Annotated in this window: 19 protein-coding genes; all 19 read right to left on the bottom strand. The window is 35.6% G+C overall.

Translation table 11 applies throughout. The annotated features are described in order from the left end of the window. Window positions 1–341: 341 nt before the first annotated feature. Window positions 342–1,649, bottom strand: a complete 1,308-nt coding sequence (locus HMPREF1654_RS09440; RefSeq protein WP_003030075.1) for an ISLre2 family transposase — start codon at window positions 1,647–1,649, stop codon at window positions 342–344. Between the two features lie 140 nt (window positions 1,650–1,789). Further along, window positions 1,790–2,122, bottom strand: coding sequence for a hypothetical protein (locus tag HMPREF1654_RS09435; protein WP_003078064.1), 333 nt, complete (start codon window positions 2,120–2,122; stop codon window positions 1,790–1,792). A 15-nt stretch (window positions 2,123–2,137) separates the two neighbouring features. Beyond that, window positions 2,138–2,389 (bottom strand): hypothetical protein, encoded by a 252-nt coding sequence (locus HMPREF1654_RS09430; protein WP_003030077.1) that lies wholly within the window; start codon window positions 2,387–2,389, stop codon window positions 2,138–2,140. Window positions 2,390–2,454: 65 nt separating this feature from the next. After that, window positions 2,455–3,273: a ParA family protein gene (locus HMPREF1654_RS09425; RefSeq protein ID WP_003078044.1), complete on the bottom strand. Its 819-nt coding sequence runs from the start codon at window positions 3,271–3,273 to the stop codon at window positions 2,455–2,457. 192 nt (window positions 3,274–3,465) lie between these two features. Continuing rightward, the gene (locus HMPREF1654_RS09420) at window positions 3,466–4,050 is read right to left on the bottom strand and encodes a hypothetical protein (protein ID WP_003077998.1); all 585 of its coding nucleotides are present in this window, start codon (window positions 4,048–4,050) and stop codon (window positions 3,466–3,468) included. 23 nt (window positions 4,051–4,073) lie between these two features. After that, window positions 4,074–5,402 carry a glucosaminidase domain-containing protein gene (locus HMPREF1654_RS09415; protein ID WP_003078000.1) on the bottom strand — a complete coding sequence of 443 codons (1,329 nt, stop codon included), beginning with the start codon at window positions 5,400–5,402 and terminating at the stop codon, window positions 4,074–4,076. Window positions 5,403–5,417: 15 nt separating this feature from the next. Further along, the gene (locus HMPREF1654_RS09410; RefSeq protein WP_003078025.1) at window positions 5,418–5,696 is read right to left on the bottom strand and encodes a hypothetical protein; all 279 of its coding nucleotides are present in this window, start codon (window positions 5,694–5,696) and stop codon (window positions 5,418–5,420) included. 201 nt (window positions 5,697–5,897) lie between these two features. After that, the gene (locus HMPREF1654_RS09405) at window positions 5,898–7,847 is read right to left on the bottom strand and encodes a hypothetical protein (protein WP_003078052.1); all 1,950 of its coding nucleotides are present in this window, start codon (window positions 7,845–7,847) and stop codon (window positions 5,898–5,900) included. Window positions 7,848–7,858: 11 nt separating this feature from the next. Then, on the bottom strand, window positions 7,859–8,509 hold the full coding sequence (locus HMPREF1654_RS09400) for a hypothetical protein (RefSeq protein ID WP_003078011.1): 651 nt from the start codon (window positions 8,507–8,509) through the stop codon (window positions 7,859–7,861). Next, window positions 8,509–8,817: a DUF5592 family protein gene (locus tag HMPREF1654_RS09395; protein ID WP_003078005.1), complete on the bottom strand. Its 309-nt coding sequence runs from the start codon at window positions 8,815–8,817 to the stop codon at window positions 8,509–8,511. Before HMPREF1654_RS09395 ends, HMPREF1654_RS09400 begins: the two co-directional genes overlap by 1 nt. Window positions 8,818–8,981: 164 nt before the next feature. After that, window positions 8,982–9,263, bottom strand: coding sequence for a BRCT domain-containing protein (locus tag HMPREF1654_RS09390; protein ID WP_003077994.1), 282 nt, complete (start codon window positions 9,261–9,263; stop codon window positions 8,982–8,984). Window positions 9,264–9,267: 4 nt separating this feature from the next. Continuing rightward, entirely contained in the window at window positions 9,268–11,397 is a 2,130-nt protein-coding gene (locus HMPREF1654_RS09385; protein ID WP_003078040.1) for a pLS20_p028 family conjugation system transmembrane protein, read from the bottom strand. 116 nt (window positions 11,398–11,513) lie between these two features. Beyond that, complete coding sequence (locus HMPREF1654_RS09380; RefSeq protein WP_003030091.1) at window positions 11,514–11,999, bottom strand: LptM family lipoprotein; 486 nt, start codon at window positions 11,997–11,999, stop codon at window positions 11,514–11,516. A gap of 124 nt (window positions 12,000–12,123) precedes the next feature. Then, window positions 12,124–15,273 (bottom strand): VirD4-like conjugal transfer protein, CD1115 family, encoded by a 3,150-nt coding sequence (locus HMPREF1654_RS09375; protein ID WP_003078063.1) that lies wholly within the window; start codon window positions 15,271–15,273, stop codon window positions 12,124–12,126. After that, window positions 15,257–15,520 carry a hypothetical protein gene (locus HMPREF1654_RS09370; protein ID WP_003078026.1) on the bottom strand — a complete coding sequence of 88 codons (264 nt, stop codon included), beginning with the start codon at window positions 15,518–15,520 and terminating at the stop codon, window positions 15,257–15,259. The genes HMPREF1654_RS09375 and HMPREF1654_RS09370 overlap by 17 nt, the downstream gene beginning before the upstream one ends. A gap of 261 nt (window positions 15,521–15,781) precedes the next feature. After that, window positions 15,782–16,204 carry a single-stranded DNA-binding protein gene (locus HMPREF1654_RS09365; protein WP_003078017.1) on the bottom strand — a complete coding sequence of 141 codons (423 nt, stop codon included), beginning with the start codon at window positions 16,202–16,204 and terminating at the stop codon, window positions 15,782–15,784. A 1-nt stretch (window position 16,205) separates the two neighbouring features. Beyond that, on the bottom strand, window positions 16,206–18,407 hold the full coding sequence (locus tag HMPREF1654_RS09360) for a GbpC/Spa domain-containing protein (protein WP_003078007.1): 2,202 nt from the start codon (window positions 18,405–18,407) through the stop codon (window positions 16,206–16,208). 25 nt (window positions 18,408–18,432) lie between these two features. Next, window positions 18,433–19,209 carry a hypothetical protein gene (locus HMPREF1654_RS09355; protein ID WP_003078054.1) on the bottom strand — a complete coding sequence of 259 codons (777 nt, stop codon included), beginning with the start codon at window positions 19,207–19,209 and terminating at the stop codon, window positions 18,433–18,435. A gap of 18 nt (window positions 19,210–19,227) precedes the next feature. Then, a complete protein-coding gene (locus HMPREF1654_RS09350) occupies window positions 19,228–19,734 on the bottom strand; it encodes a hypothetical protein (RefSeq protein WP_016670433.1) in 507 nt (168 codons plus the stop codon). Window positions 19,735–20,014: the final 280 nt, after the last annotated feature.

The following is a 20,014-nucleotide window of genomic DNA, read 5'->3' as shown; positions in this document are numbered from 1 at the left end:
AGAATGTGGTAAACTTTTGTAGAAAAAACAATATTTAAGTTAAAGGAGAGTTGATTTTTAGCAAATTTTTCAAAAAAAGACTGAACAATTACTTGCTCAGCCCTTGACAATGATTTAATTATCCTTTATCATAGTCATATATACTGAGTAAGCAAGTGTGGATTGCTAAACTCGGTGGTCGTATGTGTTGGACGCACGTACGACCTTTTTTATTCGTTTAAATTAAGTTAATTTTAACATACTTTAACACACAAGACAAGTATTTTGAGCGATTTTTTAAAAAATTGCACACTCAAAAAGACCTAGTAATACTAGATTTTTTTAATATGTGCCAAATCTTATTACCATCTTTTTTTCAAGCTGTAAAATTGATAATCTTTTTTGATATGATTCTGTCGAACCTTGATTGTTGCAGCAGTCAACTCTTCTGCTGCTTTATATTCTTGATACTCTTTTCGCCACTCACCAAAAAATAATTCTCTTAATTGCCCGGCTTTTGATAATAGAATCATATTAGTCATTGATTCTGCCCCTGTTTGACTCCATATCATTCCTCTCTTTTTCATCCGATAAGTAATCTTTCTATGCTGAGATTCCATAATGCCTATTGGTAAATACCGAAAGCCCCTCAATTCAAGCGGTTTTGTATATTGAAAATTTCTTAAGAACTTTTTAGAGAATTTTGAAAAATTTTCTTCTTCGGCGGAAGTCAATAGCGATTCTGTTGTATCCAATACTGTTCGTAACAATTTTTTATCATGCGTTTGAATAGATTGATATAGTTTATTCTTTAAATCATCCGAATAACCTTTATACGTTTGGTCAATTTCTTTATAAACATGGAACTCATCCCAAAAGTGTTCATGACGTTTTATTCCTAATACTTTGGCAAATTCTTTAAATACATAAGGCGTATAACCGTGACCACCATCAGAATTTGTAATTAAAATTGTATTTTCGGTAATTTCAAAATTTTGATAAAGATAATCCAAGACCATCTCTCTAGCATGTCGATTACTAATTGACATAATACTCTTTTTATTTTCCAATTTCCAGCGGTTCTTTTCAATTTTTTTACTACCTGTATGAATTACAAAATGAGCAAAGTCTCTATAACCAGCTTTGTTCTCTTCGTCTAAAACTCGTAAGAATACTCCGTCTCCTTCCACAAAAATAATATCAGCTTTGATTTTATCTTTCTTTTTCACTTCTTCCTGGTAATATTGGTATTCTTCGTACTGGTTTCTCAATTGATCCGCAAACTTTACTGTCTTAATGACTGTTGGTTTTGTAATTTTAACATGATACATCATTTGAACAACTTTAACAACATGGTCATAAGACATCATTGTAGATAATTCTGCAATTTGATAAATCAGTTCTTTAGAATAACGACTGTTTTTATCTAACCCCAGCCATTCATCAACCGGTGAATACCACTCTGATCCACGTTTCCACTTCCTCCTACTGAAGCAGAACTCACCAAATGTAAACGCAACAGTCCTTTCAGCTGAACGAATACAAGTATAACCTCTTGCTTTCATTACAGGAATCATTGATTCATCATATTTTTTAATGTTCCGATAAAAGTCTTTCTCAGTCCCTACTATAAATTTTTCTTTCAACTTACGTTCATCTATTACTTTCACAAACCTTCTCCCTTATGAAAATGATTTATGAAAATTGTAATTTTTTTCTTATAGCTCTTCAAATTTATTTTTTTTCTGACAAAAAAAGCTGCTCAAACGAACAACTTTTTACAATTAAATTTTACTTTTCATTTATACTCCTATTTATATTCCTTCTTACGCTTACGAAGTTTACTTTGGCAAGATTCTACAAACGGAAATAAAAGTCCTGCCATTACAATAGAAAACGGAAGTCCGATAAAAATAAATTGAATGATGTCTACAACAAATGAAAAACCATTATTCAAATAAACGAATAGAGAGACAATTAAAATAGGAATAACTGCAGCTGGTAAAAATTTTAAAGCAAGCAAACCTACAATTAGCAACACAAGCATTGAAAATCCTAAATGATTATAAAATATTTGAAGTCCTGCAATAGCAATTACCGCAAATATCAAATACCACAAACGCTTAAAACTAAATATAAACATGCGTTTTTCTCCTTTTTACGATTGAATACGTTGCCACTCCTTATCAATCATTTCTTCTAAATAAGCAGAAGCAGACTTATACGAATAGTAGTCAACAATGTCATCTAACTTACTCCTGATAGAAGGGGTCATAGCAAAGGTGACCTGCTTCTTTTTTTCATATCCTACTGGAGAAAGTTTTTTCTTAGGTAAGGGTTGAACGGGAGCTGCTTGAGGCTCCTCATTAAACATTTTCATAAAATCAGCTTGATTCTCTTTCTTCGCCATTTAAAACTCCTTATGTAATTTCTTATTTATTTTATTATTTATCTTATTATATCACAAATAATGTATTATTCAATTGGGAGAGTATAAATTTTATCAAACAACTCCCAAGTATTTTTGAAAAATTGGCGATAAGACGGCGTTTGATGAGATTCTTCTAATGAAGTCAAGGGTTGTCTAGTTGTTTTTGTTTTACCAAATAAACTTCGTCCTTCAAAATAGCCTAGAAATTGGTTATCTCTTTTCATCATCGCTTCAAAAGCTCGCTTAAACGCCTGAGAATCGCTTGTGTTTTTGACTACCTTATTTCCAACTTTAATCAATCTTGTATTGACAAAGCTTTGATTGGTCATAGGATTGATAAAGTCTTTTGTTAATTGAGCAATTTGTCGTTCTTCTAGTTTTAATTTTTCGATAGCATCTTCATCTATGTCCGCAATAGCTAATACTACATCTGACACAGCAATCGCATTATTGGTAAAAATACTGAAATCATTATGTGTATCAATCAAAATATAATCATAATTTGCTTCAATAAAATCTAATTGGCTGTAATACCAGGACAGTAGATAGCCTCTTCCTTTTCCTGCTTCTACTTCTTTTGTCAATTCATTAAGATGATCGTATCCTGCAATAATAGATAAATGATCAGTTAATCGAAGAGGAACTGGAACAACATCTGAGAATAAAGCTTTTACAGTAGAAATTTCTGGAATTGGTTCTTCGTAATAGTCAATAAAACGTTTTGTCAAATTGCAAGAATCATCTAAATCTATGAGTAAAACTCGTTTGTTTTTCTTGACAGCCAAATAAAATGCGCCATTAAATGTTATAGTTGTTTTTCCAACTCCACCCTTTTTTATATTTGTTGTATAAATCTTTGTCATTTTTCTTCTCCTATATATCTTTATACACACTTTGTTATTTAATAACTTATTTTCGTTATTAAGTGTTTTGTTAAATAACTTTATATTTATTATATCACATTCAACTACTTTGTCAAGAAAAAATACATAAAAAATTAAATAACTTTTTATGTATTTACTTAAACTTCTTATCATTTATCTTTATAAACTATTTTACCCATAAGTTCCTCCAATACGTCCACCGATATAAGATGTTAATTGTATCTGCTTAACAGTTGTATTAAAATTTGCGATAAAGTAACATTTCTCTTCTCCGTCTTTAACTAAAGGAATAATGACTTGAACAACATCGTCATTATCTGATTTCATGACCTCTAACTGAGAAGACTGATATTGATACCGATTTACTAATATAGCCATCGCAAAAGTTTGAATCATTCCACCTTGACTCATAGCTAAATGATTCTCATAGGTTGCCTTCACTTCTGATAAACTCTTAGCTTTGATAATAGCATCTACTGCAGCATTAACAGATTCAATCACTGATTGTTTTGCTTCTTGAGAGGCTTCTATATAAGGATGCTCTAGCTTTAATTTTGCTTTACGATAATTGCGTTGATCGGGTGTTTCCTCCTCTAATGTCGAAGAATTCTTCGTCTTAGAGGAAGAGCTAGATTGTGTTGTTTTCGGCTCTTTTCGTGAAGAATGAGAGACTTGTACAATTCGTAGCCCTGCAAAGAAAAGAAGTAATAAAACTAATATCACCCAAACCCAATGTTCTTTTGATTTTTCTAACATAAACTTCCTCTTCTTTTTATACATTATTTTGTCAATTTTGGCGCTTTGTTATCCGGATATGCAAACGTCCATTGTTCTGCCTTCTGTGTTTCTGGACGGACAATTCGATAATTCCAGGTATAAGCCTTATGATAAGAATCCCAACCGCTTATTGGGGTATTCTGCTCACAAATCAAGACAGATCCATCTTGGAATACATGACAGACAATTCCTGTATGTCCGTATTTGGGAATAGAGGAATTAGAAAAGATTGCCCCTTTTTTTGGTTTTTTCTTAACTGAATTTCTAAATATCCTTGCCCAAGCACCTGCTTGGTCAACCCCATTTCCTAAAACATTTCCAGAATGTCCGTACATGATATTTGCCATACTGATCGTCAAATTTACGCATTGACCATCTAAGGATGGACCTCTTCCTGTTAAATTCCAGCCTTGCGTTCCTCCATAATTCATTCCAAGGTTTTTAGGATCAATAATATAAGGTTTTAAACTAGCTGGTAGATTGTCTGGCTGATAACCCCAAGCGGTTGCATCAGCTGGGACTGTTCCCGTTCCGTCAGCTACACTTCCACTGTCTGAAGAATCTTCACAGGGATTTTCTTCTTCAGCTGAAGAAATAGAGGTTGATGACGAATTAGATGTATTGGTAGAGGATTCAGTTAAGTTTACAGGTTTTTGTCCGTATTTTGAAATGGCTTTTTCATCTAACCATTTGTATTTACTTCCTAAATTCTGATAAATTTGATTAAGAGTTGTCTTATAATTTGGATCAGTCGCCCAGCCACCATCTGCAATTGCATTTAATGTCCCAACGCCATCTGTGTTATTGATAGCTGCCTTGTAAAGGCTTTGACGACTCATGAACTCTGCTTTTCCAACAATTCCAGCATCAAAATCTTTAAACCAAGTATAACCACCACCAGTATTATCTCCGACAGTCGTTCCTGAACCACTACCTGAAACAGCATTAGAGCCAAATAATTCAATCGTCTTGGGATAAGTTGCCGCTGAAGTCCATTTGACACCGCCCATATTGTGCGCTGAAGCGAAAGAAGGCACATTCATAGAGAAAGAAGTTTCAGCCATTGTTTGAGCAATGGAAGCTGAAGGTAAGAAGCCCCCAACCCTCCATGATTCTATATAAGCATTCTCATGTTCCTTTACAAAAGAATCAATAGAAGCGTTTCCTGAACTAGTTGGACTGGAAGTAATGGTTGTTTCAGTAGTAGAACAATCATCCTGCTTACTGGATATAGCTCCCAAAATACTCGTCAGCAGCATCATAAAGACCACAATAGCTGTAATGATAGAGCCAAGAAAAAGAACAATTTTAAAATTGAACCACTGTTTCAATTCCTCACCTCTTTTCTACCAAAGCCCTAAGATTGTTCTTAAAAGAGCGTAAAAAACAAGAAAAAGAATGACTCCGATTCCAATCTTCTTTAACCCTTGTAAAAAGACTTTGTCTCGTTCTCTTTGGGCTGCTAATCGTTCGGGATCAGACTCTCCTTCGGAAGCAAAATAATCTCTCACTTCCTTTGATCTTTCTTTCCGAACAGCTACATAGTGATCAATCGCTCTTTTTCTACGAGCAAAGAAACCCAGTTTTTCTGCTTTCTCCTCTTGTATATTTTTAGGCATTTTCATTTATCCCTTCTATTATTTTTTAAAACAATCCTTCTTTTCTCAAACTTGCATATTCCTTTAAAAGACTATATTTTTAGACAACCACTTTGTAATAGTTTTAGATGAGCTACGTGAATAGGAAGACCAGAACGTTCAACTGCTGTATGAAAGTCTCCGCATTCCATATAAATATCAACAATATCCATTTCATTTCCTCGTTTGTTATTGAATCCCACCATAGCGTTGAACTTCCGACTGAAGCAACTGCTGGTTGAATACTAGGTTCCCAACTCCTGCAATATTCATGAATAATTGTCCCTTACTAAGTCGGGGGAGCGTTTCTAATTCCGACTGATTCATAGAGCTCGTTAAAGCATTAGCAAGTAATGGTACGCTTGTTTCATCTGTTTGTGCAAAGACACGGTATTGCATCAGCTCAAAAATGCGTTTGACAGCAATCACATACGGATCTTTATGATTTCCAGAACCTGCTTCAAAAAGAATACCTTGTAATGAATTTACGGAAAGGACAACTCCTGCAAAGTTCTCTCCCATCGAATCAATGACATCTGCTAATAATTTAACACTTGTTTCATAGCGTGGATTGATTAGAGTTTGTGCCTCGCTAATATTAACGATATAGTGTTCTAAATCCATTTCAGATAACTTAGGATTTTCTTTTAAGAGTCGCTTGCAGCGTTTTCCATTATTGACAATATCTGCCGAGACAAGAGACAAAACGGAAAAGATTTGAGCATTTAATAAGTTCGGCATATTTTTCAATCCGGATAAATCAAAAGTCACGACTTGTTCGGTTGAAATATCTTGAAATTCCGTTATGCCTTCAAACATGGAAGTGTTAGATGTCATTATCTCATTAAACGTATTATAAATGCGTTTGACAGATTTCAGTTCTTCTTCATCTTTTTGTCTCTTTTGGGTTAATCGGCGTTTGTAATCATCCAAATAGAGAAGAAAATCGGATAGAATTGGATAATCTTCATTGTCTAACTGAGTAGCTCTTAGTTCGTCTTTGTGTATAGTTGGATTCACAAACCATAAATTTTCTGCAATGTAAAACTCATTTAAAATTTTTCCGAAAGTAATGAGATCATCTCCTGTGACTTGATCGTTCAACAACTTCAGGATATTTTTCAACTTTTCAATATGCAATTTATAGGATTGTTGTTCATCTACTTCTGTTCCCTCTGCATTGGTAGCAGTCGGGAAAATCTGGAAAATATTAATACGATTGACTTCTCCTGATAAATCTAAAATTAAACCATGTTGTTTTTGAGTTAATTCTGTAAACGTCCCATTCGCATCAAAATTTCGGATATAATTGCCTTTTGCATACAAGCCGTCTGTATGCTTCAATAAAAAGGATTTTTGCCCCATTTTAGGATTTCCGGACAGAATCATAAAGGAACGAGTCCGCTTTTCATTTCTCTCAAGAAAGTTAAAGTTGACAGCTCCTTTTGTAGGAGTCCAGCCTAGATAAAAACCTCTTTGGTCTTCTAACTTGGTATGGTTGAAGAAGTAACCACCAGCTAAATCATGGGCTCTAACGGATCTTCCTTTTCGATTATTTGGCAAATTAACTTGATATTTAGCAGGAATAAAGGGAGAATGATATTCAAAATCTAATTCTCCTGAAAGGATAGTTGACTTATAATTAGAGGTCTTATCTTTAATTTCTTCTAACTTTTTAAAGAGTTCCTCCTTTGTAGTAGCTGAAGCAAAGACACGAACATACATTCCTAACATTGCTATATTTTTCTTAGTAATCTCACGATTCAGTTGTTGTAAATCGTGAATTTCATCCAACTCTTGCTGGTTATCTGTTAGTTTGCTATTCCCCGTGATTCGAGTTGACTTTTCTTCAATCGAATCGGTTATATCTTTTTTAAGCTCTGTATTGTTTTCTCGATAAAGAGAAAGAAAAGAACGAGTTCCAGAAATTTGCATTAAATCTGTCAACCAAAATTGATCTAAATCCTCTGAAGGATATTCGTAATAATGAAGGATAGTATGACAACCATCTCCACTGACCCAATAGCGGTCATGCTTTTTGAAGTCAATATTTCCTTGAGGTTGCACTTGACTGATAAATTCCAAGTCATAGCCCTCAGCTTGTAACTTTCGTTGTTTCCGTTTTGAAATCTTTGGCATGAAAATCCTCCTTACAATTTTTCATTCATATTGTTATATTGTGTAATAATTTGAACCTTTTTCAGGTGAGTGATCTCCTGAGGCACAAAATCATTATTTCCGTAGCTTTTGGCTTTACGAACTAACTCATCTAATTCACTAGTTGTTGGAGCAAATAGCCACAAAATAAACTCTGTGTTATAGATTTCTTTTTGAATACTTTCTTCTACCTGAATTTGTTCCTGTAGTAATTTTTCTCGATCTTCTAATTGTAAGTAGCGCTTAGAATTCGGAGATAACTGACTCTTTTCTTGCCTTACCTTACTGAGCCAGTGACGTTGATGCATCCGTTGTGCATCAGTATTGGTAGGAAGAGTCGTTACTTCAAATTGAATATCTGTATTAAACTCAGATAGCCACTTTTCAAAATTTTGGATGGTTCGATTTACTTCAATATAACTTAAAGAACCTAAATCTTTTCCAGGTATTTCCATAAATTGAAGATAACCAAAGTCCACTAGTTTAATGTACTCCTGTGGATTCTTCATAATCGCTTTAACATCTAGCAAATCAATACAAGAATGAATATCAAAATATTCTTGTTTGTATTCTTTTTTACTTCTATGCGCCCCTCCTAACGGTTGCTTTTCTTGAATAGACGCTGCTTGTCGTTGAATCGCCATTATCTTTCTCCTGTTCTTTTTTGGTAATCTAAACTAATATATCGTCTTCTCCGCCGGCGGAAGAATAGATAAAGTGTATTCCAATTTTTCTTGCCGCCATTAGCCGGAAACACAAGATACAAAGACAGCAGCATACTTAATACAATAAATAGAATCATTTGAAACCATTGTTCAGTAGGAAAAATTTTGGTCGCATATCGTAAAGCAATGATTCCTGATAAGCCAACAAAACTAATGTCTGCCATAAACAAACCAATCATTTTCATTCGAGCTTTAATGTCTCTGGGGACACCATATTTTTCATTCATAGTTCTTTTTCCTTTCTAACTATTCCATCATGATAAGAGCAGTATAAAGGATAATGATTTTTTTGTTTTTAATGGGACATTTCAGAATCAGTTTATCCTATCACTTAATAAATTAGATAATAAGTTATTTAATTTATTAAGCATTTCAGTACAAAAAAGAAGCCTCATGATTGAGACTTCTTAACGATTTGAAAGAATTCTTCTTCAGATAAAAGCGTAATAGCTTGTCCTTCTGCGATTCGAGAAAGAGCAGCCTCATACTTTTTGGAACGCTTATCTACTTGAAAGAGATCCAATTGTTTATGACCTACGATTAGAATATCGGTTTGAGCTGATATAAACCCTTGTACTGTAGCTCCTTGATCCTTTAAGAAAAGAATAACTTCTTCTCTTGTCATCGGTCTTAAACTACCTGTAATCACAATCTTTTTATCAGAAAGCTTCATGTCATCACCTATCTTCCTCATCCTCTATTTCAGCTCCTTTTATATGACTCTGTCCTTGCATATATTGACCGGCTTGTTGAGCTTGTTGCTGCATTCGATTCATCTGATAGAGGGACTGATTCAAGTTATTTCTGGCTGAAGAAGGTGAATTTGGCTTAGAAGATGGTGTTTTTGGTGCTTGGGAAGCAACTGAATTAGTTGAATTGGTTAGAGCGTTTTTATCGCTCAAAGTAGGATTAGGACTACTTGGCTCACTGATTCCCTTGAAATCTTCTTTCTGAGACTCTTGTTGGATATTTGATATGGTTGGGTCACTGACTCCACCATCTGCCATAGAAGGATCCTCAAAAAGTGGTTCTCCACCATACATGCCTGAAGGATTCAAGGTATATTCGGGTTCATTATTATCACCAGATCTAAAACGAGCTTGATCCGGAATATCATCATTCTTCAAAGCATTGTAGGTTGAATGTAATCCTGTTTGGGCTTTATCGTCCAGATTATCCATGACACCGCCGGCATAATCCGCTGCTTTTTGCCCCATCACTTCGGCTAAATCAACCGCATTACTGATCCCACCTTTTACGGTATTTCCTATTCCTTGGTCTTTGACTGCATTAAAGATACCTTGAATGCCTCCACCTGTTGTAGCAAGGCTATTTCCAACATGTTTACTTGCGTTCTTAACTGCTCCAGGTGTTTTCATTGCCATATTGCCAGCGCCTTGTGCTAATGCGAAACCACCTTTACCAATCGCACCGGCACCTGTCGCAAAGGCATTTCCCATCATCATTGCACCAAGCAATTGTTGAGCTGTCTCGCTATGTCCTGTTGAGACACCTAGCCAACGTTCAATCATGGTCACTCCCTGCATAGCTGCCAAGAAGACACCAATATAAACGATACTTGCGGCCAGACATTGTTCCCACATGTTCAATCCGTCGTAGAATCCACCGGAAAGTTTTGTGATAGCGGTCACGGATAAGGTTGGTAAATCTCGACAAATTTCTAAGGTCATTCGCATAATAACTACTTCAAATATAATACCAGCAAATGCCCCTCCTATCGTTCGTAGGAGTTCCTTGTACTTCTTACTGGAAGAAAGGGAAGTATAGCCTTGAATTGGGGAAATCACGGCTTCCATGATAATATCAAAGACCGATTTGACAAACTTGATAGACATACTCATCAGCAAAATAATCAAAATAATATACTGCATAAACATGCCAATCCAGTTAACCTTATAGCGAAGATATACCGGCTCAAAAGCATTCAACCCACCAATAATTCTGTGTTCTGTTATTGTTTCAACACCATCTTTATTTGCATTTAATTTATGAAGTAATAAACCTTTGATACCAAGCTTTTTCTTATTCCACTCGTGCAAAAAGGCTGCATTATCAACTCCATAATGATCTGTAAAATCAATTTTTGTCGCAAAGTCTGGTGTATCTCGCTTATCCTTACTATCTGTAATCTTATTTAATGCGGTAGAGCCCGCTTTAACAGGTTTAATATAACCATAATCATCCATTGGGAATAATTCTGTATTGAAATCATGATCAATTAGAACTTTTAAATCCACGACATTATTTTTCATAGGCTGAATGGCAAGAGAGGAATATTGTGTCCCTTTGTCTCCCGAAATCGTTTGAATCGTTTGAGCATCTTGCGCTAAAGCAGTCGCAATCGTTGTAAGGGATAAAGGCATAACAGAGGTGACAAAAGTCACCAACAGAAAATTAACTATCACATTCTTGTACTTTGTCGGCTTCGTAAAGACACCTGTGATAGCACTTGCCACTAAAAGCAATGTGAAAATCGTGACCCCTACAATTTGAAACCAATAAAAGAATTGTCCGATAATAGTTTTCTGATCGCCTAAATAACCAAAAAGACCAAAGAGCTTAAACATATTGTTAAAAACATGTTCTAAGCTATCGGTTATTTGGTATAAGGCTTTTCCAATTCCTCCCGGAACAGCAGCAATAAAAGATAGAAAAGCTGGAGTAGATTCCAAATAGTTAGACCAATAGGAATAAAACTGAGCTAGCTTTTGAGAGTTATCACCTACAATGTCACCATCTAATTTCTGAACATCTCTCATTAAATCTGAAAAAGTCTGATAATTCAATAAAGATACCTTCTTTCTTTAAAAGTATCTTTACTTTAAAGGATAATGATTTTTTCTGTGTTAATGGGACATTTCAGAAAAAGGGCAAAAGAAAAAGCCTCAATTGAGACTTTTCCTTATTTATTAGTTTTACCTGTGAAATCATACAAATAATTAGGTGCTTTAGCACCACTTTCAAACTCAAAAATTCGAATCGTATTTCCTCCATCAGATAATACTACACCATACAATAGGTTGTCTGTAATTGTCTTTTTATCATTATCTACTGCAATAACAAAATAATCTTTTCCTTTTAATTCTTCTTCATGTTTCACCAAAACACCTTTCGCCTTGGAATTCAATTTATCTTTAGGAAAAACTTTGAAATATTTACTTTCATTGGTATTTAAGTTAGTAATCTTATTCTCCTTCTTATCAAAGGCTAATTCGCTACCACCTTCTGAAAAAATAGAACTATCATATCCAGGTGAGGTAGAATACCCAGTATATTTATCCTTCAGAATATTTGGTACACCATTTTTATTTACTTTAGACCCACAAGCAGCTAATGCCACTAGCATGACGACTAAAGTAAGCAAGCTAAACAACGATTTCTTCTTCATGTGTTTTTCTCCCTCTATAATTCCTATACATGCTCATTATATCAGAACGATTGGGTTATTTCAATAGTTAAATAACTTTTTATGTATTATCCTATATAGAAAAATATATAGGATAGGAAGGACGCTAAGAAACATCATCCACAAATAAATCTGAATAATCATTGTTGTAGTCTTCATCTCCAAAAATCGTTTCTTGAGCTAAAGCATGATAGAGTTCTTCTTCAGTTGAATAGACTTTTTGAGTGATAGTCGGTTTCTTTCTATAGCGAGTAGCTAGTTTTGGATTGACTTCACCAGCACCAATTCGACTGTTCAAGCGTTCTCGCCAATCAATTAGATTGTTTAAAGCTGTTGAAGCATCTACGGCAATTTCTTGCAGGTCTAACCCTCGATGAGGACAATCAACCGGAATATCAGCTAGTTTCAAGCTACGGTCAAATTCTTCCTGAAGGAACATATAACGATAAGGAAAAGCAGTTTTATCATGTGCAAAAATAGGATCTGCAGTTGTTTTATAACCAGTCTTATCCCGATTCTTGATATACCGGAAAATAACAACTTCTCCTTCTTGCAGTTTAGCTAATTGCGTAGGAGAGAGAAGAGGTTGATTCTCCGTTTGATAGGAAACATTTGGATTTGCTTCATCAATGATATTGGCAGACTTACTGCGAACAGTAATCGTTCGCGTTCCCAAATCTTGGCTAAAGACTTTATTTGTATCACCGGAACTCGTTTTAATATACATGTGAATGGCACAGTTATTTTTAATCGTTTCTGCCACTTCTTTTCCGTAAACATCAACTAGCTGCTCTAAGTTTTGAATCCACATATAATACAAAATATTTTGACCCAAACCAATGGAGATTTTAGTCGCCATTGCAGGAATGGCTGGAAGGTTAGTAAACTCGTCTAGGACATGCAAAATCCGATTGACACACTTTCCGCCATTTGAAAGAGCTAACTCATAATTGACGTTAAAGAGTTGATCTAAGAACATAGAAACCAGTGCATTGTATTCTGATCGATGAGGAGGTGTGACGAGATAAATCACCTTTGGCTGATCCGAATAAATGAGTTCAATATCTTCTTTCTCTAACAAAGTGCCATCTGGCTTATCAATGGAGACAATTGCTACATGATCTAAAACTTTCTTCTTGCTATAGCAATCCAGTTGAATAATTTTGCCATGTTTTTGGTACACTTTTTCAGCTGCAAGAGTGAAGCGTTGGTTTCTAACCCAATCATTCGTATTGTTTTCATAATCAAAGTCAATAATGATTTGAAATTCGTCTGGTAGTTTTGGCTCAATCACAAAATTCAAATATCCGTGACCATCTACCAAAGCTGTTTGTTCTTTGACATGAACAATTTCTTGCGTCTTCAATCCCCATTTTTTGATACTTAGAATCGTCACTTTAGCAGTTTGATAGGCAAATGTATTTTCTAAGCTCTCACTTGTACTAGAACGGAATTTGATGGATAAACGACGTGGAAAACCAACTGAAGCCATATCAATGGAATTTTTGGAAGTCATCTTTGCCACATTATCTTGCAAGAAGAGATTCAATCCCGTAATCATGCTAGAGTAAATATTTCCTCTTGTTTCATCTCCACCAAAAGCAGAGGCTCGAAATTCATTGTCTGCCATTGCTCTGAATTTAGAGAATTGTTTTCGATTAACCATTCTCAGATTATCAAAATAAACTGTAATCTTAGACTTTTTGGTAACTAAATCCCCTTGTTCTGGATTTTCTACAATTTCATTTTGAGAATTGACAAAAACTTCTTCAGAACCTAATTCATTCAGGAATTTTGCGACATTTGGAATAGTGATTGTGTCCCAGGCATCTGCTTCTCCATTTTGAGCTGTTTCATGAGCACGATCCATTAACGCCATTGTCAAAGCGTTGAAGAGCGACACAGAGGATTTTCGGAAATATTCTGCATTGCCTTTCTCTCCACCCTTTGTTTTAGGATAAATCATTTGAGCGGTCGCATTCACACGAGTTTGAGCCATTTCATAATAGCCTTTTTTAGCGGCTTCTACAGCTAATGCTAGAGGATTAAAGCTCATGGAAAAGTCCATTTCTTGATAATTTAAAACTTCAACCGCATAGCCTCGTTTACGCATCGTTTTATAAGAAGACTGATAGTGTTCCCCTTTAGGATCCCCAATAATCATTGAAGGCTGGATTTCCGCTCGACTATTGATGTCAATGGTTGGTGCAATCACTCCCTCCCCTTTACCGGAACGAGTCATCCCAATACCTAGAGTACTAATGGTATCATCTTCAATATAATAGTCGCCTGAAGGAATGGAAAGCAGTCCTAAAATCTTTTCCGCATTCGTCAGATAACGACTAAACCGTCTATTTTGGTATATCATTTGTGTTCGCAATGTCCACCCGGCCAGATTATTTCTTGTTTCATGTAAAACTGGAAAACCACCGTTTTCTGGATATGTCTTTTGTTTATTCGGGATCTTCTTATACTGTTTATAAACTTCTTTTTCAGTCGCAAAGCGATCATCCCCTTTTTCATTCCCATTATAATCCCGATATTGCTCAAAGTTGATCCAGGCAGACTTCCAAGCAAGTAATTCGCCAATCAGAAATAAAGGAATTGCTAAGATAGGAGCAAGCGTATAAACCCGAATATTGAACAGATTTCTCACTAACAAACTATTCATATCAAAGCTCGCTTCCAAACTTCTGCTTGAAATGAGTAAATATAAATAGTGTAGTCCCGCTCGAATAACCGTAACAAAGTAATTTGTCAAGACAAGGGCAATCAAGCTAAAACCCAATCCCATGAGAATCATGCTACGATAATTCTTGAAATACAGAATGGGTTTCATTTCTTTGTTAAATCGTTTCCGCTCTTGCTTTACAAAAGGTAAATGATAAAACAAACGGAAAATCAGATTACCAGCAACTAGAAACATAAATGACAACAAATATAAAACACTCTGCTTGATAGTCCCCCAGAAATTCTTTTTTAAAGCATTCTGAACTTGCTTCCAGGAGATTTTCTTCTGACCTTTCCAAATCTTCTCCTGTTCTTTTTTCCATTTTTTGAAGCGATCTTTTATCTCCTCTCGATGTTCAAATACATTCTTTATTCTTTGAAGTCCTCGACCCCAAAAAGGGATAACTAAGCGAAAACCTTTATAAAAAACATAGATTCCTACACTCATGAACAAAAGAAAATTCACTAGATTCACTTTTGCCAGCTGAATGAGAGTATAAACTATCATTTCAAGCACACTCAACATAACTTAACTCCTCACTTTCATCTAATACTCTCTTAATTTTTTGACCATAAACGGCTGTAAAGAGAAAAATTCTAAATTGTAAACTAGGAGATGCTTGATTATATCGCCGTAGGTAGCTAGAAAATTCTTTCTTCATATCCTGAAGAAAAATGGTACTACAATATTTCTTCTTCTGTTTCAAATAATTATCTATTTGAATAGAATCGGCTAGTAATTCATCAGAATTGACTTCAGCTTTCATCATCATTCCGTTTCCTTTCTACTATTTTCTTTCTATTTTAAAAAATAAAAAATTTTTTTGTGTTAATGGGACAAATCAAAAATTACATATAATACTAAATAGCTTTATATGTAATTTGACATTCCATTTTAAGCATTTTTCGTGAATCATTCTTCATAAAAATTATAAACAAAGCCTTAGAATGCCTATCTCAGCACCTCATTTATACAAAAATAACACACAAGAATTTATTCCTGTGTGTTAAAAACTTTTTTAGTTTTGAAATGATTAGAATGGGCTATCTACGTCCATTGGAATTGGATCATCTGGAATATGAGAAGCTTTGCCAGCTTGAACCTGTTTACGTTGCATAGCTGCTTCTTTACTTTCCAAGAAGGTAATTCCATTTTGAAGCGATGGAGCAATGTATTGGTAAGTTCGATTTTGTCCTTGATCGTTTTTGTAAGTAGTTTGAACAATTTCTCCTTTCAGTAAAATTGGAGAACCTACTGAAAGACTATCATACATTACATCAGCCTGTTTCCCATAAACTTGAACATGAAAGAAACTTGGGATCGGTTTACCATCTTTATCCAATTGACTAGAATGACAGACAAAATCAAATTTAAAAAATGAAGTACCTTTAGCTGTTTTACCATAAGCACCATTTGGAATGCTTGATACTCGCCCATAAGCAATAAATTCTTGCATGTTATTTCACCTCATTTCGCTTCTTTAAACCAAACAGACCAAAGCTTGCAAGAATCATTCCCAAAACTGACAATCCAACGGATGAAGCTGTCCCCGTTTGTGGCAAAGCTGGTGTTTGTGCTTTCGGTGCTGGAATTGGTTTCTTAGGTTGTGGAGCTTCTGGTTTTACCGTTAATCGATGTAAATGATAATGTACGGTTGGCACCTCTGGTGGAGTTGGTTCCTTTTCTTTTGGTTTCAAAGTTGGTTCTGGAACACTATTGACGGTCACTAAGCTTAATTTCACTTTTGGAGTTGGGACTGTTTTCTCAGGCTCCGGCGTAAAGGTCTTGTGTTCTTTCGGCGTCTTATAAGTTGGGGCTATCGGAACTCCTGAAGCTATTACATCACTCGTGACCGTGAACCAAATAGAAGGTGTAAACCGACCTTCCCCTTTGCGATCCCCCAATTTGTCCCAAGAAGTAATCGTTAAACCATATTCTGGATTTCCCCCTTTCAAGGCTACGGCACCAGCCAGGTACCAGAAATAAGGACTTTCTGTATGATCAATAATATTATGTCCGTCTAGCCCGAAATGATGACCGTTACTATTGTCCTCTTCATTTGAATAGACTAAGCCATTCCCATGTTTAACAATGGAGGAGCCAGAGATAGGAATAAAGCGTGCTGTATCAGACGGACGCATCGTTTCCACGTGATTCTTATAAGCATTTAAGCTTGAAATGGAAAGCAAGCCTTTGGTTTCATTCGGTTGATCTTCAAAGACAATTAATTGACCATTTTGGTCATAAAAACGAGGTTTCAAACTAACATTCAATTTATAATCCTTTGTTTTATCCTGATAACGAGCGGCTATTTCAATCCCTTTTGCTGGATTTTGGGACACCCCAATGACCACATCCTCTTGAATATTTTCTGAATTCGGTTGAACAGTTACATCCAATTCCATACGGGAAATGGGTTTTCCTTTATAAAAAGAATGTTCCAATTTATCATAGGTCACCGTCACCGTTTGACCTACCTTGGCATTGACGGCTCCAAACTTATTGTTTGAATAAACATTTCCACCTTGAGGCGTATAAAGTTCAAAGTGAGAGGATAAACGACTTGGATCATTCGTAATCTTTAAGTCATCTCCAAAGGTTTGAGCAAAATACGTCACATATTGTTGTAAATCACTAGCCCCTAAGTTTCTTGTGATATCTTCAAACGCTTTTTTAAGACCTTCTGCACTCAAATAACTTTTCACTCCTTTGACAGAGACTTGAGCATTGGCTTCCTCCTTAAAGACAAGACCTTGTGTTGCGACCTCACTTAAATGACCGTCTTTGGTTTTGTCCTTTTCAGCTTGTGCTTTTTCCTTTTCAAATCGTTCTTTTTCAGCTTGATTGGTTTCTGCCACTTGTTTATTAAAGGCATCAATTTCTTTATTTTCAGCTTCTACTTTAATTTTACCTGCTGCATTCCGCTTGCGCACCGCTTCATTATAAGCCTTGGTATCTTCAATCTCCTTATTTTCTTTGCGTTTTTCTACAAGATAATTATCAGTAGCTTGTTGATTGTCCGCTTTTACTTTTTCAACTTCTTTTGTGTAATGATCATATGATTCCTTAGAAGTTGGATCAACAGGAATAGTTTTCGAGCTTTCAGACACTTCCGCATCCTTAAACTCAGCTTTTACCTTCTCTTTTGCGGCTGCAGCAGCTTGATTGGCCTCTTGACCTGCTTTAGCAGCCTTGTCATGCGCCTCTTGTAAAGCTTTATTTTCTGCCTCAATCTGTGCATTTTGGTGCTTAACAGCTTCAACAGCTTTCTCATGCTCTGCTTTTGCCTTCACATAGTCTGCTGTTGTTTGGTCAATCTGTGCAGCTTGATGAGTTTGGTCTGCCGCAATTTCTGCTTGGACTTTATTCACTTCAGAAGAACTTACCGTTCCTTTATCCACGGTTGGGTCTTGGACGACTTTTACACCTTCGTTTTTGGCTTTGGTAACGACTTCATTCAATTGAGCTTGACGAACAGTCCCTGCAGTTGAATTCGTCACAAGCTCTTGTTTTGGTTGTGTTTTACCCTCTACCTGATCCGCATAGCCTGTCTGACTAGTCGCGATTGTTAAGGCAGCCAAGCCTAAAATAACACCACAAGTTCCATAAGCCTTGATTTTACGGATTGATCCATAAGTTTTCGTTTTCTTTGATTTCATTTTTTTGATTTCTCCTTAAATTTTATTAAAATAATTTTTTTAATTTTGTTCCTACTACAAGCAAAGATAGACCAATCAGTGATAGCAGAGAACTAATGAATGCTTTCTCACCTGTTTTAGGCAATGTCTTTAATTCACCTGAAGCAGTCGTCACGGAAACCGTTTGATCCGGATTAACTGTTGCTCCAATGGAAGCAGCTGAAACAACAGAAGTTGTACCGTCTGCATTTGCAATAATTGGATTACTATCTTGAACCCCAACAATTGTAACTCCTGAATTTGTCGTGACTGGTTTATTTGGAGCTACATCTTGCACCACTTGACCCGTAGCAGTTGAGGTTGTTCCAATTTGGCTTTTACCAGCTTGGTTTGCCTCATCCGTTGTTTTTGGCCGCTCTTCGGCTGGCTTTTTATCCGGCTTTTCTTCGGGTTTGGTTTTTTCTTCATCCTTCTTATCTCCTGAAGAAGGGGTACTTGGATTTGGCGTTGGTTCAATAGGCTTTTCTGGTTCTGTTGAAGGTTTCGTAGAAGGATTAGCCGGATCTGAAGGAACCACCGAATCACTTGGTTTTGTACCAGGATTTTCCGGAGTTGGTTCAATAGGCTTTTCTGGTATAGAAGGTTCAACAGGTTTTTCTGGAACCGGAAGACTTGGTTCAGCTGGTGTTTCAGGCTTCGGAGTTACTTCAGTAGAAGTACTTGGATCTACTGGAACGACTGGTGCATCCGCTAAGACTATTCCAGCATTTGCCAATATAATTGTTGAAATACTTAGCATTGTTAATAGTTTATTTTTCTTCATTTTAATTTTCCTTTTCTTTTATTTTTTTGATTTTATATAAGCTGTTTCTATTGGTTCTTTAGTAATGACAAAGCCATAGGGACTGGATTTCTTTTCTTTAGCAACGAGAGTTAATCGAATACTCTTGATTCCATCGTTTCGCTTTAAGGCAAGAACATAGGTTGCTGTATATTCACCCGCTTCATAGCTGATTTTTTCCAGAATAACAGATTGCAAGGTTCCTTCTTTTGGAACTGTATATTTTGCATTCCCTTTATCCAAAAAATCAGTCAATAACTGCTTGTTATTAGAATAGTAACTTGGTAGAAAATAGCGACTAAAAACATCCAACTGATGCTCCTGCTTTTGTAATTGAGTTGTTTTTTTCAACTCTTTATACAAAAAATGGATTTGTTGATCGGCTTGCTTTTGATTAGCTAGTAACCAAGTATTGACCCCTAAAGATAAACAGAGTAAGCTACCGATTATTCCTAAAATAAGATAAACTTTTTTCAAAGGATGAGAAATTTGTCTTTGTTGCTGCAACTCATCTCTTTGAATAGAAATTGCAGGGATACGAATGCTTCCTTTACTATGGACTTCTTTTTTACTCGGAAACAGTGGAAGAGAAGTCTCGCTAACATCTAAACTAGCTCGATAGCTAGGAAAAACTTGATTGATAAAGTAATCTCTTTTTTCATCATAGCTATATGTAGAAAATTCAGGTCTTATCAGAATAGAATGTGGTAAACTTTTGTAGAAAAAACAATATTTAAGTTAAAGGAGAGTTGATTTTTAGCAAATTTTTCAAAAAAAGACTGAACAA

Origin of the sequence: Streptococcus intermedius SK54 = ATCC 27335 (genome assembly GCF_000413475.1) — a bacterium.
Classification (GTDB): Bacteria; Bacillota; Bacilli; order Lactobacillales; family Streptococcaceae; genus Streptococcus; species Streptococcus intermedius.
Note: the sequence above shows the minus strand (reverse complement) of the source record. Positions and strands in the feature narration are given on the sequence as shown.